Genomic DNA, 16,957 nt, shown 5'->3' with positions numbered 1-16,957 from the left:
AAATATTTTTTAGAAAAAAAACCATATTTTTTTTTAGTCATTTTTCAATTGTGTTATATTTGCAGTTCAAACCTATTAAAATTAAAAAAGGATTCAGATGGTTTATAAAATCAGAGTAATTTTAGATGCGAAAGACAGCATTTTCCGAGATATTTGTATTAAGGAAAAACAGACTTTGTGGAATCTTCATTTAGGCATCAAAAGTGCCTTCAGTTTACCGGGCGATGAATTGTCTTCATTCTACTTTTCAGATGATGATTGGAACGAGTTGCAAGCTATTCCTTTAGAAGATATGAGCGACGATGGCGATGGCGAAATAATGTCTGACATTTATCTAAAAGAAGGCTTTCCACAAGTGGGCGCAAAAATGCGATTTCAATATGGTTTTATGGATTTGTGGGAATTTTTCTGCGAATTATTAGAAATTATAGATGAAAAACCTTCCGTCAACTATCCAATCACACAATTTCGTTTTGGAAATGTACCGTTAAAAGCGCCAAGCAGAACCGGTGCATCCACGTCAAAAGTTTCAAAAATGACGGATGATATGAATTTTGAAGATTTAGATGTTGTAGATTTCAAAGAAGATACAGATGATTTTGATGATGACGATGATTTTGATGATGGCTACAACGATACTTTCGATGATGATATTTAAATTTTAAACCCGATATTCTCGGGTTTTTTTATGGAAAAATTTATTATCTTTCGCTTTCTTTTTAATTTTTAAAATTTCACCTACGATGAAAAAAATAATTTTATTGGCTGTTCTTGGCTTCGCAGTAATATCTTGTTCAAAAAAAAATAACCAAACCAAAATGGAATCACCAAAAGACTGGAAACACACCACCAACATTTACGAAGTTAATGTTAGACAATACACTAAAGAAGGCACCTTCAACGCTTTTGCAAAAGAATTACCACGACTGAAAAAAATGGGAGTCGGCACTTTGTGGTTTATGCCAATCACACCAATTGCGCAGAAAGAAAAGAAAGGAACTATGGGAAGTCAATACGCGGCTTCAGATTATACTTCTATCAATCCAGAATTTGGGACGATGGAAGATTTTAAAAATTTGGTGAATGAAGCGCACAAAATGGGCTTTCATGTAATCATCGATTGGGTTGCAAATCACACAGGATGGGATCATGTTTGGACGAAAACTCATCCAGAATATTATCTGCACGACGCCGATGGAAGTTTTCACCGCGCAAGTGGGATGGACGATATTATTGAACTCGATTACAGCAAACCAGAAATGCGCCAAGCAATGATTGACGCCATGAAATTTTGGGTAAAAAATACAGATATTGATGGTTTTCGTTGCGATTTGGCAAGTTGGGTAGAAGTTGATTTTTGGAAACAAGCACGACCAGAAGTAGAAAAAATAAAACCACTATTTTTCATCGGAGAATTTGATGAGTTGGATAATCCAGAATATGGAAAAGTCTTTGATGCCAGTTATTCTTGGACATGGATGCACAAAACGGAAGATTATTACAAGAAAAATCTACCGCTTCAAGATTTAAGAGATTTATTAGTAAAATATTCCGCACTTGGCGATAATTCCATGCGCGCTTTGTTCACCAGCAACCACGATGAAAACACTTGGAACGGCACAGAATATGAAAAATATGGCGTGATTGCAAAACCTTTGGCTGTCTTTTCAGCCACTTGGAATGGAATTCCCTTAACTTATTCTGGGCAAGAATTACCAAATATGAAACGTTTGGAATTTTTTGAAAAAGACCCAATCGAATGGAACGGAACTTACCAATTAGCCGATTTTTATAAAACTCTATTTAATTTAAAATCCACCAATTCTGCTTTGCGCGGCGGCGATCCAAACGTGAAAACCTATTTTGTAAAAACGTCTGCCGACGATAAAATTTTAGCCTACATCCGCAAAAATGGAAAAGATGAGGTTTTAGTTGTTTTAAATATGTCCAAAGAACCAGTAGATTTCACGCTTGATGATGCAGAAGTTTCTGGTAATTTTAAAGAATTATTCACCAAAGAAAATCGAGATTTTTCTACCAATAAATCTTTTAAAATGCCGGTTTCGGGTTATGCGGTTTATGTGAAAAATTAGATTTTTAAAATCAAATATTATCAATAGGAACGGGCTTTAGCCCGTTTTTAATTAAAAAGAATTTTAGAGGCTTTAGCCAAAATCTATTTTTATTTTAAATGAACAAACCCGAAATTTTAAAATTAATCCACGAAAAATTAGATTTAAAAATAAAAACTTTAGAAAATCTGATTTCCGAAACACGCGCTTCCAACAACGAAACCAAAAGTTCGATGGGCGATAAATATGAAACCACACGCGAAATGGTGCAACAGGAAATTAATAATCTTCAAGTTCAGTTAAATGAAAATATTAAAGCCAAAAATTCTTTAAAGTTAATTCCACTTTCTGCTAATAAATCAATTGGTTTTGGAACTTTGGTTGAAACTTCAAACGGTTTGTTTTATATTTCAGTTTCTTTAGGAACAATTGAAATTAATAAACAAAAAATATTTTTGATCTCACCAGAAAGTCCTTTAGCAAAAGCAATGAATGGAAAAATAGAATATGAATTTTTTTCTTTAAATAATATCAAGCAAAAAATTATAAAAATTTGGTAGTATTTTAACTGACCTAGGAAACGGAGCCGTAAAGAAAATTAAACTTTTAACCGTTAAAAAATTTTCAGTGTTTGAAGCGCGGCAAAAATCTTTATTTATTGCAAAAATTTGCTATCCGCGCAAGTTTGAAAATTTTAGGTTAAAAATTTAATTTTTAGGTGAGTTTCCAGTCTTGAATTTTTGGTTCTTTTGTTTCAAGACAAAAGAACATGTTAAAATAAATAAAGAAAATTTTCTTTATTTTTGTGAATATTACAAATTTTCAAATTAATTTTAATGCAAAACTACCTCGACCTTCTTAAACATATAAAAACCAATGGAACCGACAAAACCGACCGCACTGGAACGGGAACCAGAAGTATTTTCGGCTATCAATTGCGTTATGATTTATCTAAAGGATTTCCTTTGGTGACAACAAAAAAAGTCCATTTAAAATCAATAATTTATGAATTGCTTTGGTTTTTAAAAGGCGATACAAATATTAAATATTTAACGGATAACGGCGTTTCAATTTGGAATGAATGGGCAGATGAAAATGGAAATCTTGGTCCAGTTTATGGTGCACAATGGCGAAGTTGGGAAGGCGCGAATGGAAAAGTAATCGACCAAATTACAGATGTAATTGATCAAATTAAAAAAAATCCAGATTCCCGCAGATTAATTGTTTCAGCGTGGAATGTTGCAGAAATCTCAAATATGGCTTTGGCGCCGTGTCACGCGCTGTTTCAGTTTTATGTAGCCGACGGAAAATTATCTTTGCAACTCTATCAAAGAAGTGCGGATGTTTTTTTGGGCGTTCCTTTCAATATTGCGAGTTACGCTTTGCTTTTGATGATGGTGGCGCAAGTTTGCGATTTACAAGTGGGAGATTATGTGCACACTTTTGGTGATGTTCATATTTATAATAATCATTTTGAGCAGGTTGAAAGACAACTTTCACGCTCGCCAAAGGAATTGCCGACAATGAAACTAAATCCAGAAATTAAAGATATTTTCGATTTTAGTTTTGAAGATTTCACTTTAGAAAATTACAATCCAGAACCGGGAATTAAAGCACCGGTTGCGGTATAAAATTTTTTGCAAATTGAAAACAATCTACACTTATAATAAAAAACTAAAAGCAAAAGAAGTAATAAAAAATTATTGCAAACTATTGTTATTATTTATAGTTGTTTATGTTCTTTCCGAATCATTTCCAAAATTTAATTTATCATATTCAGTTTTAGTAGGTGTTTTAATTATAAATATTTATCGTGATCTAACATCAAATTTTATAACTAAAATTGAAATTTTAGAGACAGAAAAAATTCTAAAAATGGAAAACAAAACCTTATTTGGAATTATAAATATTGAAAAAGTGAACTTTGAAAATTTGTCAATAATTATCGATGAAGATTCTGGCTTTTGGAGACTGATTTTTGGTAAATTTAATATTTCAATTTTTAGTAAAAGACGTCTGCTTTTTTCTTTAAAATCTGGCAATTCAGATTTAACTGAAACTCAAATAAAAAAAATTCGCGATTTTGCAATTGAATTTAATGTTCTGCAAAAATATGAAAGCGATATTAAAATTAAATTTAGTTAAATATGAAAAAAATATTATTTATTCTCTTTGTTAAAGTTTTCCAAGCAAAGAGAGTAACTTTTACAAAGTTTTCAAATTAATTATTAACTTTACTAAAAATTCAGATATGGAACTCACTGTAAAACTTGAAGATAAAGCCGATATATCATTTCTAAAAAAAATGCTTTTGCAATTAAAAGGTGTAAAAAGCGTGGAAATTTCTGAAGACGAGACCTATTCTTGGGACGAAATTGAAAGTTCTGATGTTTTCAAGAAAGTTTTAGAACAAAGTCAAAAGGATTTTGAAGAAGGACGATTCGAAGAATATTCTGATGAATTGATGGATTCAATTTTCAATAAAAAATGAAAATTATTTTTACGGAAACGGCGTTGAATTCCTTGGAAGAAATTACAGATTTCGTTCGTAGAATATGGACAAATAAAGAACTAGCGATTTTAAGAAATGATATCAAAAAGTTTAACCAAACTTTAAATGATGGAATTGTTCAACACCAAAAATTAAAGGATTTCCCAAATTTACGTTTTACATTTATTGGAAAAAAGCAAGTAAAATTAATTTATGAAATTGTTGCTGAAGATGTTATTATTAAACTTTTCTGGCATTGCAAACAGGATCCCAAAAAATTAAGCGAACTTTTATATGAAAATTAGATAAAATTATTTTTACCTAATTTTTAACAATTTCCTCAAAATCTACACTAATAAGATACTTTAAAAAATCCTATAAATGAAAAAACTTACAATCGCAGTCTTTTTCTTCGCCGCTTTTTTTAGCGGAAATCTTGCCACTGCACAAACCGATACTTCCGGCGTTTCCCTTTACAGACAAACCCACACAAAGCATACTGAACTAAAACACACCAAATTAAAAGTCAGTTTTGATTATGCAAAACAGCAAATGGCAGGCGAAGAATGGTTAACTGCAAGTCCGTATTTTTACCCGACAGATTCTTTAGTTTTAGACGCAAAAGGAATGTTGATTCACGATGTTTCGCTTTCAGAAAACGGAAAAAATAAACCCTTAAAATATGATTATAGCAATGATATTTTAAAAATAAATTTAGACAAAACCTATAACCGAAACCAAGATTACACGGTTTACATCAAATATACAGCGCGCCCAAATGAAGTAAAACAAGCAGGAAGTGCTGCTATTACAGATGCAAAAGGTTTATATTTCATTAATCCAGACGGAAAAGATCCCGATAAACCAACAGAAATCTGGACGCAAGGTGAAACAGAATCTTCTTCTGCGTGGTTCCCTACAATTGATAAACCGAACCAAAAAACAACAGACGAAATTTACATGACGGTTCCGTCAAAATATGTAACGCTTTCAAACGGTGTTTTAAAAGATTCCAAAGACGAAGGCAATAATTTAAGAACTGATCACTGGGTGATGGACAAACGCCAATCTACTTACTTATTTTTTATGGGAGTTGGTCCTTTTGCTGTGGTAAAAGACAAATGGAAAGATGTTCCCGTAGATTATTATGTAGAAAAAGAATACGAACCTTACGCAAAAGGTATTTTTGGAAACACACCAGAAATGATAGATTTTTATTCAAAAATTTTAAACTATCCTTTCCCATGGCAAAAATATTCGCAAATGGTTGGTCGCGACTACGTTTCTGGCGCTATGGAAAATACAACCGCAACTTTGCACGGCGAAGGTGCTTATCAAAAAGCCGGCGATTTAATTGACGAAAATAAATGGGAAGATACCATCGCACACGAACTTTTTCACCAATGGTTTGGCGATTTGGTAACGGCCGAAAGTTGGAGTAACATTACCATGAATGAAAGTTTTGCCAATTATTCTGAATATTTGTGGGAAGAACACAAATACGGAAAAGATGCCGCAGATTATCATTTGATGAACGATATTGATGGTTATAAAAGAAATCCAAAAAACGCGACAAAAGATTTGGTTCGTTTTAAATATAATTCTCGCGAAGATGTTTTTGATGCCGTTTCTTACAACAAAGGTGGCGGAATTCTAAATATGTTGCGTCGTTATTTAGGTGATGATGCTTTTTTCGGTGGATTAAATGATTACCTTAAAACCAACGCTTACGGAAATGGAGAAGCGCAACAACTGCGATTGTCATTAGAAAAAGTGTCAGGAAGAGATCTAAACTGGTTTTTCAACCAATGGTATTACGGCGCTGGAAATCCAAAATTAACTTACACCACTTCTTACGAACCCGTGAAAAAAGAAGTAACGGTTTCAATTGCGCAAACGCAAAGCAATTTATTTCAATTTCCTTTAGATATTGATGTTTTTGTAAATGGTGTTGCAAAAAGAGAAACAGTTTGGGTAGATGCAAAAGCAAAAAATTCTTTCACTTTTTCTGCGGCAAAAAATCCAGATTTAATTAATCTAAATCCAGACGGTGTCATTATTTCCGAGATTACGGAAACCAAAACGCCAGAGCAATATTTAATGCAATATACAGGTTCTAAAGATTTTCTAGCCAGATATTTGGCCGTAGAAGATGCCGCGAAAAATGCCGATAAAAATCCTGCCGCGCTTAAAACTTTGGTTGCTGCTTTGAAAGATCCTTTCTTTAGAATAAAAATTCAGGCTTTGGATGCTTTAGATTTAACAAATGCCGACGAAGCAAAATTAGCATTAAGCGAAGTTGAAAAATTAGCCCAAAATGATTCTAAAACATTGGTGCAAGCGGCCGCAATTTCTGCTTTAGTGAAGACTAAAAATCCAAAATATTTACCTTGGTTTGAGAAAAATATGTCTGCCGTTTCAAATGCCGTAAAAGCCAGTTCACTCGCAGGAATTGCTAATTTAGATCCTTCAAAAGTCGTGGCGTTGGCTGATAAGTTAGATCTTTCTACCGCGTCAGATGATTTGATGATGACACTTTTGCCAACAATTGTCGACAATAAAATCACCGCTCAAATGCCTGCAATTGGCAATCTTGTCGCTTTTTATCCATTTTTAAAATTCCAAAAACCAGAATTGGGCGCAAAAGCCGAAGAAGGTTTCAACTGGATCATGACGTCTGATAACACCAAAGCAACGCACAATATTACCAAAATTTTGATGCAGGCGAAAGGTCAAGTTGAAGCCAATCCGCAAGCCAAAATGATGATTGTGAAAATGTTGCAAGACGGTTTGGCGAAAAAAACAGACGCACTAAAAGCCAATCCTACAAGCGAAAGTTTAAAAGCCCAAGTTGAAGATATTAGCAAAACAATCGAGGCTTATAAATAATTTTATTAGGAGCAAGACGGGTTTCGCTTTTTGCGAAGATTGTACCCGCTTTTCATTCCAATCTTTTTAAAAAAATGCACCTTTTCGGTGCATTTTTTTAAAAAGGATTTTCCCTTCAATCGGGGCTATTTTTCAATTGTATTTTTTCTTTTCAAGAGAAGAAAATTATGGTGTGTTATAAAAATATGGACTTGAGAATTTTTAAGAAAATTTGTGTAAATTTGAGATATGATATGGACTTTTCAAAAAAATTATCTCTAAAAATTGAAGGCAAGATACTTTTTATATTTTTTTATAAGTGGAATTTTACTTTACAGTTTATTAAATGTGTATGCGGGTTGGTACGGGTATAAGCCATGGAAATATAGAGTGGGAACAAGTCAAATTAAAGAATCAAAAGAGAGGGGTGTTTTTGTTCGAGAATTAAATTATAAGATAAAGGACTCACAAAATTTGAGTAATTTTAAATTTATTCCATATTTTGAAAAAGGTTTTAAATATGGATTTCATACAAGTGAAGAAACAAATTTATTGAAATTTAGCAAATATCCTTACAATTTAAGTTTTGACCGAAATAAAAATGATTCTATTTTTTTAGATATCCAAAATATGGAAAATGCTGATAGTGCTAATGCAGTTTGGACTTACTATCGAGAACCAAAATTAAAAGATACATTAACCGTAATTATTGACGGTGCCAAAAATAGAAAAGGCTTCGAAATTAAGGGAACAATTAAGATTTGGTGAAAAACTCTGCTAACGCTTATTTACAATTCTTTCAAAAAAAATAATCCGATAGCGCGGATTTGCAATCCGTGCTTTAATAATAATATAATTTTCAATTTTTAACGAACGGAAGAATATTTATTTCCACTTTTTTGTCATTCCGTAGGAATCTCAGCCGTTGTCTTAATCTATGCTTAGATTCTTTCAGAATGACAAAATGTACTTTTTTAGAATAAATCTAAATTCTAAACCTCAATCAAAACCTCAAAATTTCTTACCTTTATTCAAAAATTAGTAAACAGTGAAATCGCCATCAATAAATTTCATCAATAAACGAGAATTTTAAGCAGGCGATTGCATTTGACCATAAAAATAATAACAACTACAAATGAAAATTGGGATTGAAGCGGCAAGTTTTTATGTGCCGAAATTGTATTTAGAAATCAGAGAATTAGCAGAAAAAAGAGGAATTGAACCCGCGAAATTAGAGAAAGGTTTAGGTTTGCATAAAATGGCTTTAGCCGATGTGCACGAAGATGCAGCCACTTTTGCCGCAGAAAGTTTATATAAGTTAATCGCAGATTACGATATAAATCCAGCGGAAATTTCCAGGATTTATTTAGGAACAGAAAGTGCTTTAGATGCTGCAAAACCAACTGCTACTTTTGCGATGCAAATGGTTGAAGAAAAATTAGAGGAAAAATTTGGCAAAAGAATTTTTAAAAATTGCGATGTTGTAGATTTGACTTTCGCTTGCGTTGGCGCCATCGATGCGCTTCAAAACTGCATTGATTTTTGCAAAGCAAATCCCGGAAAAAAAGCCGTTGTAATTGCTGCAGATTATGCCAAATATGAACTCGCTTCTTCCGGCGAATATACGCAAGGCGGCGGTTCTGTCGCACTTTTGGTTTCCGATAAGCCACAACTTTTAGAGTTTGAAAATACTTGGGGCGTTGCCACAGAATCTGTTTTTGACTTCTTTAAACCAAGAAGAATTATTGAGAAAAGCGCAGTTCAAAATTTACCAGAAAATTCGCCAGAAAAAATAGAAATTTTCACTGACGAACCCGTTTTTGACGGACAATATTCCAACCAATGTTATCAAAATAGAATTAGAGAAGCGTATGAACACTACAAATCTCAAATTAGTAGCGAAAAACCATACGAAAATTGGCGTTTTTTAATTTTCCATTTGCCTTATGCTTTTCATGGGAAACGGGTTTTTACGGAATTATTTGCCATAGAAAATAATTTGCCTTTCGACACTTTAGATGATCAAAAAGCGGTTGCAAAATCTGAAGCGTATTTAAAATTTATTAATGAAAAAATAGAAACGTCGCAGCGCGCTTCTTCTGAAATTGGAAATATGTACACTGCGTCGATTTTTATGGCTTTGTTTTCTGCCTTACAAGTTTCATTTAATGAAAATGAAGATTTGATGGGAAAAGAAATAGGTTTTTTGGCTTACGGAAGCGGTTCAAAAGCGAAAGTTTTCACCGCAAAAATTTCTGAAAACTGGAAAGAAATTGTGGAAAAATGGCGTCTTTTTGAAGTTTTAAAGCAAAGACAAGAAATTGATTTTGAAACTTATGAAAAATTGCATCGGAAACAACTTAAAAATTCAGTTCAAGAAAGTAATTCCGGTTTTGGTTTAGATAGAATTGAAATGGAAAATCCGCTTTCTTATGGCGCGAGATTTTATAGTTTTAAATAAATTTAAATTAACCATACAGTCGCAAAGATTGAAAACAGAAGAATAAAAGTTCACCTATTGAAAATCTTTAGAATTCAATTTTCCTTGAGTTCTATAAAAATAAAGTATTTCATAAATTTAAGTTTTGTCTTTGTGGTTTAAAATTTTAGTTCACAAATCAATTTTAATTGTTTTTTAAGATGGTTTAAATTTTAAATTGAGTAAATTTGAGAAGACGAAAACAAAAATGGCATTTATAGATTATTACAAAATTTTAGGTATTCCGAAAACGGCAACTGCAGACGAAATTAAGAAAGCCTACCGAAAACAGGCTAGAAAACTGCATCCAGATTTAAACCCAAATGATAAAGTTGCAGAACAGAAATTTAAAGAACTTAATGAAGCCAACGAAGTTTTAAGCAATCCCGAAAATCGTAAAAAATACGATAAATACGGCGAAAACTGGAAGCATGGCGAAGAATACGAAAGACAAAACCAGCAACAACAAAGACAATATCAAGGCGGGAATTCCGGTGGTTTTGGTGGTGCAGATTTTGGTGGTGGTGCAGATTATTCAGACTTTTTTGAAAGTATGTTTGGCGGAGCAGGCGGTTTTGGCGGACAAAGCAGAGGAAGTGCCTCAAATAAGTTTAAAGGACAAGATGTTTCTGCGGAACTTAATTTAAGTTTAAGAGATGCGGCAAAAACGCATCAGCAAACTTTTAATATTAATGGTAAAAAAGTACGCATCACGATTCCGGCGGGTGTTGCAGACGGCCAAAAAATTAAATTAAAAGGGCATGGAAATCCTGGCATTAACGGCGGACCAAATGGTGATTTATTTATCACTTTCAATATTTCCTTAGATAAAGATTTCAAGAGAATTGACGATAATCTTTTTGCTGATGTAGAATTGGATCTTTACACTGCAATTCTTGGCGGCGAAGTTTTAATAAAAACTCTAGACGGCGAAGTAAAATTAAAAGTAAAACCCGACACACAAAATGACACAATTGTTCGTTTAAAAGGAAAAGGTTTTCCGGTTTACAAAAAAGAGGGGCAATTTGGAGATTTGTTGGTGACTTATAAAATAAAATTGCCTACAAGTTTAAGTGCAAAAGAAAAAGAATTGTTTGAGGAACTCCAAAAATTAAGATGAAATGCAAAATAAAATATCAAGAGAAGAACTTGTAAAAAATTATAATATTGAGATTCATTTTTTAGATTCTTTAGAAGAATGTGGTTTGATAAAAACTTTTGAAGAAGAAAGAGTGAAGTATATTTCTTATGAAGAATTGCCAAATTTAGAACGTTTTGCCAATTGGCATTACGATTTAGAGGTCAATTTGCCAGGTTTGGAAATCATTAATAATTTATTAAATAAAATAGAAAATTTATTACAAGAAAATCGTAACCTTGCGCAATATAAAAACTATGCAAAGTAAAATATAAAAAGCGAATATTTGCATTTTAAGTTGCATGTTATTAATGTTTTATACCCTTCTTAAATGCTAAAAAAATTACTTTTTTATATTTTTTCTTTGGGCTTAATTTCTACACAGATTTTCGGACAGCAATTTTGTGATAGCCCAAAAATTACAGATTCTTTTGGGTCCGAAAATCCATTTATAAATTGCAATTATCCTCTAAATGGGAAATGTTTAACTTTAAATGCAACTTATCCAACATTTAATGAAACAACGTCTTACAGCGTAAGTTCAGAAACATTTTCTCCGTATGCAGCATTTAATTCTGGAACGCCGCTTAATGCAAATGCAGACGATTTATTTCTAAAAAAAATTGTTCTGCCTTTTAATTTCTGCTTTTTTGGCAACAGTTACAATGAGCTTATAATTGGCACAAACGGCATGCTAACCTTTGATAGTGCCCAACTGGGAAGCGTAAATTACCCCAACTTTCGCAGCACAAATCCTAGTGCATCACTCCCTAAAAATGCCATTTTTGGTGTGTTGCAAGATTTGGTTTTTTCTAAAGATGATGATTCGGAAATTTACTATGCCATTATCGGATCTGCGCCTTGTAGAAAGTTAATTATCAATTATTACAAAGGTAGAATTGTGGGTTGCGATCAAACTTCCACCTCACAAATAGTGTTGAGTGAAGGATCAAATAATATTGAAGTTTTTGTAGATGAAAAACCGCTTCCTTGTGCCACAGCAAAGTTTAACGAATCTTTGTTGGGAATCATGAATGGCGACGGAAGTTTGGGTTATTCGCCCGCTACAAGAAATACTGGAACTTGGGCGGCTTCAAAAGAAGCTTGGAAATTTACGCCAACTGGCGGCGCGATAATTCCGAAAGTGAATTGGTATAATTCTAACAACCAAAACATTGGAGGTGGAAATAGCGTGACTGTTTGCCCCGAAGAAAATGAAAATTATACGGTAAAAGTGAGTTATGCAATTTGTGGGACAACCAATTTAGTTTTAGAAAAATCTTCAGCTGTTACTTTTGCACCCGATTTTCCTTTAGCCAAAGATTATACTAAAATTTTCTGCGGAAATTCTTCTTTTGATGTAAATCTTGATGACTATCGCGCAGATTTAACGCCCCAAAATCCTAATAATTTAATTTTCAGTTTTCACAATTCTCTAGCAGATGCACAAAGTGGCTTAAATCCGCAGCCAAAAAATATTGTCTTAACTACGAATAAATCTTATTTTGTGCGGATCCAAAATCCTTCAGATCCACTTTGTTTTAGAACGTCAGTTTTGAAGTTAACTTTAATTTCTAATAGTTTGATAACCAGTAATCTCGAGATTTGCGATAACAATAATGATGGCATCGAAAAAGATTATCTCTTATCTCTTTTTGATTTAAAATTATTTAGCGCACCTTTAAACGGTAGTATTCATTATTTTCTTTCGCAGTCTGACGCGGATAATGATAAAAATGAAGTTACCCAAACTGATATCAGAAGCGGAACACAGTTATTTGTTAATTATAAAACACAAACTTGTAACCAAATTTTTGGGCCAATTACGCTTAGTTTTAAACCATCGCCAACTATTAATTCTCCGATAGATTTTGTTCTAACAACTTGCGATTTTAAAGACAATGATACAGAACCATTTGATTTTTTATTGAAAATTGCGCCTTTGATTTCGACAGATTCAAATGTTAAATTTTCATTTTACGATACTTATGCCGATGCTATTTCTGGGTCGAGCAATACCGAACATTTCATACACGAAGGAAAATATGCGGTTTATGCGAGGGTTGAAAGTCCTGGTGGCTGTTTTAGTGTGGCAACCATCAATTTAGATATCACGTTTATAAAAATTATAGCATCAGAAAAATCGGTCTATATCTGTTTCGATGGTGAAAAAGATATATCGGTAAATTTAGATGATTATTCGCCAGAAATGTTGGTGAGTCCGCTTACGGGTATCACAACTACTTATTTTGCAACAGCTTACGATGCGGAATATGATCAGAATCCACTTTCAAATTTACAGACCATTACGGATAATGGCAATTTTGTAAGTACCGTTTTTTGGGTAAAATTTGCAGATTCTACTGGCTGCTACGCTCTGAAAGCGCTATCAATAAATTTGGTTCACGTAGTAATTGCACAGTCTAATTTTTTGGTTTGTGATTTATTAAACGACGGTGTAGAAAATGTGAATTTAAGCACTTTAAATAGTCGCATTGTAGGTTCGCAAACTGCGACTGTAACGTATTTTTCTACATTAGTGGATGCGCAAAATAATACCAATCCTATCACTCAATTATTCGTTACAAATAGTGCAAAATTATTTGTGAGAATACTTTCATACGATTGTTATGATGTTTTTGAAATCAATATTAATTTGGTTCCAACGCCAGTTGTAACGCCTGAAATATCATTAGTAAAAAATTCTGTTTGCGACAATAATAATAATGGTGAAGAAAACGTAGATTTAACGCAATTTGAGTCCCAAATTTATACTGGAAATAATGCAGTTTCATTTTCTTATTTTACCACCTATAATTCCGCAAGTAATTCATTTTCTGGATTAATTGTGGACCCTAAAAATTATTCTGTAAAAGGCACTGCAACTGTATTCGCAAAAATTTCATTTCAAAATGGCGGCTGTTTTTCAGTAAGCAAAATCGATATTAAACTTAATTTTTTGGCGCCAATTATTTTAAAAAATGCCTTATTGCAAAAATGTGATTTTAATTTTAATTTAAATGAAACTTTTAATCTAGATGATGCGCTTCCACAACTTTTCACTCAAAGCGAAAATAGCATTCCATTGGCAAATTTAGCAATTACATTTTATGCGACAGAAGCAGATGCAAATGCCGGAAATCCCGCAAAACAGATAGCAACCAATTATACTACTTCATTATCAAATGTTTTAGTTTGGGCAAGATTTACCTCAAAATCCACGTCGTGCTATTCGGTTTCGCCCATTCGTTTGCAGACTTTTTTGCCACCAAAAGCCTTAAAATCTACAATTAATAACGTTTGCGATGAAAATTTAGACGGTCTTTATGATGTTAATTTACTCGCATTTACCGAAAATATGGTCAACCAAAGTTCCCCCGAAAATAAGTTTTCTTTTTATTATTCAGAAAGTGATGCTAAAACAGCAAAAAATGCCATTCCGAATCCCGAAAGTTTTAGTACAAATCCTTTTCCTACAAGACTTTGGGTACGTATAGAAAATATTGCAGCTTGTTTTGATACGGCTTATTTTGATTTGAATTTAGGTAAAAAACTTATACTCGATAATTATGGGCCATTCACAGTAACCAATACCTGTGACATAGGAAATGATGGCGTTGAAAATATAGATGTAACGCAGTTTCAAAGCCAAATTTATTCCGGAAATGCTACTTTTGAATATTTCCCATCACTTTCAGATTTGAATAATAATAGCAATAAAATAAGCAATCCGCAAACTTATTTATTTAATGAAAATTCTAGCCCCAAAACTATTTTTGTAAAAATTTCTGCGCCAGGTTTTTGCTCAGAAAAAGTGGTGATAAATCTTGCTTTGAAGAAAACACCTATGTTTACTTTGCCAGATTTTTATTTCTGCCCAGATGGTTTTGTAAATATTCAGCCCGATTTTTCGGCTTTAAATATTGTGAAATTTGAGTGGATAGATCCTTCTGGCAAAATAATTTCTACAAATAATGAGGTCCTAAACATCAACACAGAAGGCGTTTATACCATAAATGTAACGGCTGCAAATGGCTGTAGTTTTACTACTAATTTTAAGGTTATAAAGTATGAAGTTCCGACCATCACAAATCTTATTTTTAATGGAAATTCTGCCACTGTGCTTGCAACAGGAAGCAAAACTATTTTATATTCAATAGACGGAATTCATTATCAAACGGCCAATGTTTTTAATGATTTACCTTCCGGCGTTGTCACTTTTTATGTGAAATTTTTAGATTCTATTTGCGCACCAATTACAAAACAAGGCTTGGTTTTAAATATAATTAATGCCTTTTCACCAAATGGAGATGGTATAAATGACACCTGGATAATAGATAATCTCTATGTTTTCGACGGGCAAAAAGCCACTTTAAAAATATTTGACCGCTACCAAAAATTAATCTTTCAGCAAGAAAGCGCCACCCGTTTAGAATGGAATGGCAAAGAGAATAAACGCAATGTTCCTACAGATTCTTATTGGTATATCTTAACTTTGCCAGACGGAAGACTTTTTAATGGCTGGATTTTATTGAAAAACAGAAATTAGTAGTTTTGCCTTAATAAAAAACATTAAAAACGTTTTATAAAAAATGAAGCAAAATCTTTTTTTTGGTAAATATTTTTACTTAAATTGTAAAACTAATATTTAAACATACTTGTTTAATAATTTATTTCAAAAATAATATGAATAACAAAGAACAAATGAGGTTTAATTTTGGAAGAGGATTCACTTTCAGCAAACATATTCCCGAAGAAATCTCCCATTTCGACCGTGTTTTCGATATTTTTAAAGAATTACTCACGCACACTTCTGGCGATATTGAAGAGGCTTTTGATTGGCTAAATGAGTTGGATGAAGAATATACCATTTTTAATGATGAATATTCGCTCGAAGATTTTGAAAATGATCTGAAAAAACGCGGCTACATCAAAGAAGAAAATGACAATGAAGACGGAAACGCAGGCACCGGTAAAGGAAAAAATGTTTTAACGGCAAAATTAGAAGCCGCCCTTCGCGAATATGCTTTAGACCAAATTTTTGGTAAATTAAAGAAAAACGGCGTGGGAAATCATCAAACCAAAAAAATTGGAGTAGGAGATGAACGCGATGGTGAAACCCGAAATTTTAATTATGGCGATGATCTTTCTACTATTAATATGACCGAAAGTTTAAAAAACGCCCAAGTTAATAACGGAATTTCAGATTTGCGCTTAACGGAAAACGATTTAATTGTAGAAGAATCCAAGCATAAAGCGCAAATGAGCACTGTTTTGATGATCGATATTTCGCATTCTATGATTTTGTATGGCGAAGACAGAATTACACCCGCAAAAAAAGTCGCCATGGCTTTAGTGGAATTAATTAAAAGAAAATACCCTAAAGATTCAATTGATATCATTGTTTTTGGGAACGAAGCTTGGCCGATTAAAATTAAAGATTTACCTTATTTAAAAGTCGGACCTTTCCACACAAATACCGTTGCAGGTTTAGAATTGGCGATGGATATTCTGCGCAGAAAGAGAAATACCAACAAACAAATCTTCATGATTACCGACGGAAAACCAAGTTGCGTGCGGCTGCCAAATGGAGAATTTTACATGAATAGCAATGGTTTAGATGAAATGATTGTTGGGCAATGTCTGAATAAAGCGGCACAAGCAAGAAAATTAAAAATTCCGATTACCACTTTTATGATTGCGCAAGATCCTTATTTGCGCAGATTTGTAGAACTTTTCACGGCGCAAAATAAAGGGAAAGCCTTTCTCACCGGACTTTCTGGCCTAGGTGAAATGATTTTTGAAGATTACGAGAAGAATAGAATTAAAAGAATATAAAATAGATATTAGACAATAGATTTGAGACGTGAGACATACATTAGAAGTTTAAAACCGTCAAATAATAATTA

Annotated in this window: 14 protein-coding genes; all 14 read left to right on the top strand. The window is 33.0% G+C overall.

The features are described 5' to 3' along the window. Window positions 1-97 precede the first annotated feature (97 nt). Entirely contained in the window at window positions 98-658 is a 561-nt protein-coding gene (locus C4S29_RS08775; RefSeq protein WP_103913779.1) for an IS1096 element passenger TnpR family protein, read from the top strand. 85 nt (window positions 659-743) lie between these two features. Beyond that, window positions 744-2,093, top strand: a complete 1,350-nt coding sequence (locus C4S29_RS08770) for an alpha-amylase family glycosyl hydrolase (protein ID WP_103913778.1) — start codon at window positions 744-746, stop codon at window positions 2,091-2,093. Between the two features lie 98 nt (window positions 2,094-2,191). Further along, entirely contained in the window at window positions 2,192-2,632 is a 441-nt protein-coding gene (locus C4S29_RS08765) for a hypothetical protein (protein WP_103913777.1), read from the top strand. Between the two features lie 276 nt (window positions 2,633-2,908). Continuing rightward, window positions 2,909-3,703 (top strand): thymidylate synthase, encoded by a 795-nt coding sequence (locus C4S29_RS08760; RefSeq protein WP_103913776.1) that lies wholly within the window; start codon window positions 2,909-2,911, stop codon window positions 3,701-3,703. A gap of 244 nt (window positions 3,704-3,947) precedes the next feature. Then, window positions 3,948-4,217 carry a hypothetical protein gene (locus tag C4S29_RS14680; RefSeq protein WP_146063297.1) on the top strand — a complete coding sequence of 90 codons (270 nt, stop codon included), beginning with the start codon at window positions 3,948-3,950 and terminating at the stop codon, window positions 4,215-4,217. A gap of 106 nt (window positions 4,218-4,323) precedes the next feature. After that, complete coding sequence (locus tag C4S29_RS08750) at window positions 4,324-4,563, top strand: hypothetical protein (protein WP_103913774.1); 240 nt, start codon at window positions 4,324-4,326, stop codon at window positions 4,561-4,563. Continuing rightward, window positions 4,560-4,868 (top strand): type II toxin-antitoxin system RelE/ParE family toxin, encoded by a 309-nt coding sequence (locus C4S29_RS08745; RefSeq protein WP_103913773.1) that lies wholly within the window; start codon window positions 4,560-4,562, stop codon window positions 4,866-4,868. Before C4S29_RS08750 ends, C4S29_RS08745 begins: the two co-directional genes overlap by 4 nt. A 76-nt stretch (window positions 4,869-4,944) precedes the next feature. Beyond that, a complete protein-coding gene (locus C4S29_RS08740; RefSeq protein WP_103913772.1) occupies window positions 4,945-7,452 on the top strand; it encodes a M1 family metallopeptidase in 2,508 nt (835 codons plus the stop codon). Window positions 7,453-7,905: 453 nt separating this feature from the next. After that, complete coding sequence (locus C4S29_RS14675; RefSeq protein ID WP_146063296.1) at window positions 7,906-8,199, top strand: hypothetical protein; 294 nt, start codon at window positions 7,906-7,908, stop codon at window positions 8,197-8,199. A gap of 367 nt (window positions 8,200-8,566) precedes the next feature. Further along, window positions 8,567-9,892: a hydroxymethylglutaryl-CoA synthase family protein gene (locus C4S29_RS08730; protein ID WP_103913770.1), complete on the top strand. Its 1,326-nt coding sequence runs from the start codon at window positions 8,567-8,569 to the stop codon at window positions 9,890-9,892. A gap of 226 nt (window positions 9,893-10,118) precedes the next feature. After that, window positions 10,119-11,030, top strand: coding sequence for a DnaJ C-terminal domain-containing protein (locus C4S29_RS08725; protein ID WP_103913769.1), 912 nt, complete (start codon window positions 10,119-10,121; stop codon window positions 11,028-11,030). A gap of 1 nt (window position 11,031) precedes the next feature. Next, entirely contained in the window at window positions 11,032-11,316 is a 285-nt protein-coding gene (locus C4S29_RS08720) for a chaperone modulator CbpM (RefSeq protein ID WP_103913768.1), read from the top strand. 63 nt (window positions 11,317-11,379) lie between these two features. Next, window positions 11,380-15,597: a T9SS type B sorting domain-containing protein gene (locus C4S29_RS08715; RefSeq protein ID WP_103913767.1), complete on the top strand. Its 4,218-nt coding sequence runs from the start codon at window positions 11,380-11,382 to the stop codon at window positions 15,595-15,597. Window positions 15,598-15,734: 137 nt separating this feature from the next. Further along, complete coding sequence (locus tag C4S29_RS08710) at window positions 15,735-16,886, top strand: vWA domain-containing protein (protein WP_103913766.1); 1,152 nt, start codon at window positions 15,735-15,737, stop codon at window positions 16,884-16,886. The last annotated feature ends 71 nt before the right edge of the window (window positions 16,887-16,957 follow it).

Source organism: Halpernia humi (assembly GCF_900108025.1).
Lineage (GTDB): Bacteria > Bacteroidota > Bacteroidia > Flavobacteriales > Weeksellaceae > Halpernia > Halpernia humi.
Note: the sequence above shows the minus strand (reverse complement) of the source record. Positions and strands in the feature narration are given on the sequence as shown.

What these genes read in the sequence shown, in the direction of transcription:
- C4S29_RS08750 (WP_103913774.1), top strand. Translation starts at nt 4,324, where the DNA reads ATGGAACTCACTGTAAAACTTGAAGATAAAGCCGATATATCATTTCTA.
- C4S29_RS08765 (WP_103913777.1), top strand. Translation starts at nt 2,192, where the DNA reads ATGAACAAACCCGAAATTTTAAAATTAATCCACGAAAAATTAGATTTA.
- C4S29_RS08730 (WP_103913770.1), top strand. Translation starts at nt 8,567, where the DNA reads ATGAAAATTGGGATTGAAGCGGCAAGTTTTTATGTGCCGAAATTGTAT.
- C4S29_RS08740 (WP_103913772.1), top strand. Translation starts at nt 4,945, where the DNA reads ATGAAAAAACTTACAATCGCAGTCTTTTTCTTCGCCGCTTTTTTTAGC.
- C4S29_RS08770 (WP_103913778.1), top strand. Translation starts at nt 744, where the DNA reads ATGAAAAAAATAATTTTATTGGCTGTTCTTGGCTTCGCAGTAATATCT.
- C4S29_RS08775 (WP_103913779.1), top strand. Translation starts at nt 98, where the DNA reads ATGGTTTATAAAATCAGAGTAATTTTAGATGCGAAAGACAGCATTTTC.
- C4S29_RS08715 (WP_103913767.1), top strand. Translation starts at nt 11,380, where the DNA reads ATGCTAAAAAAATTACTTTTTTATATTTTTTCTTTGGGCTTAATTTCT.
- C4S29_RS08745 (WP_103913773.1), top strand. Translation starts at nt 4,560, where the DNA reads ATGAAAATTATTTTTACGGAAACGGCGTTGAATTCCTTGGAAGAAATT.
- C4S29_RS14680 (WP_146063297.1), top strand. Translation starts at nt 3,948, where the DNA reads ATGGAAAACAAAACCTTATTTGGAATTATAAATATTGAAAAAGTGAAC.
- C4S29_RS08760 (WP_103913776.1), top strand. Translation starts at nt 2,909, where the DNA reads ATGCAAAACTACCTCGACCTTCTTAAACATATAAAAACCAATGGAACC.
- C4S29_RS08710 (WP_103913766.1), top strand. Translation starts at nt 15,735, where the DNA reads ATGAATAACAAAGAACAAATGAGGTTTAATTTTGGAAGAGGATTCACT.
- C4S29_RS08720 (WP_103913768.1), top strand. Translation starts at nt 11,032, where the DNA reads ATGCAAAATAAAATATCAAGAGAAGAACTTGTAAAAAATTATAATATT.
- C4S29_RS08725 (WP_103913769.1), top strand. Translation starts at nt 10,119, where the DNA reads ATGGCATTTATAGATTATTACAAAATTTTAGGTATTCCGAAAACGGCA.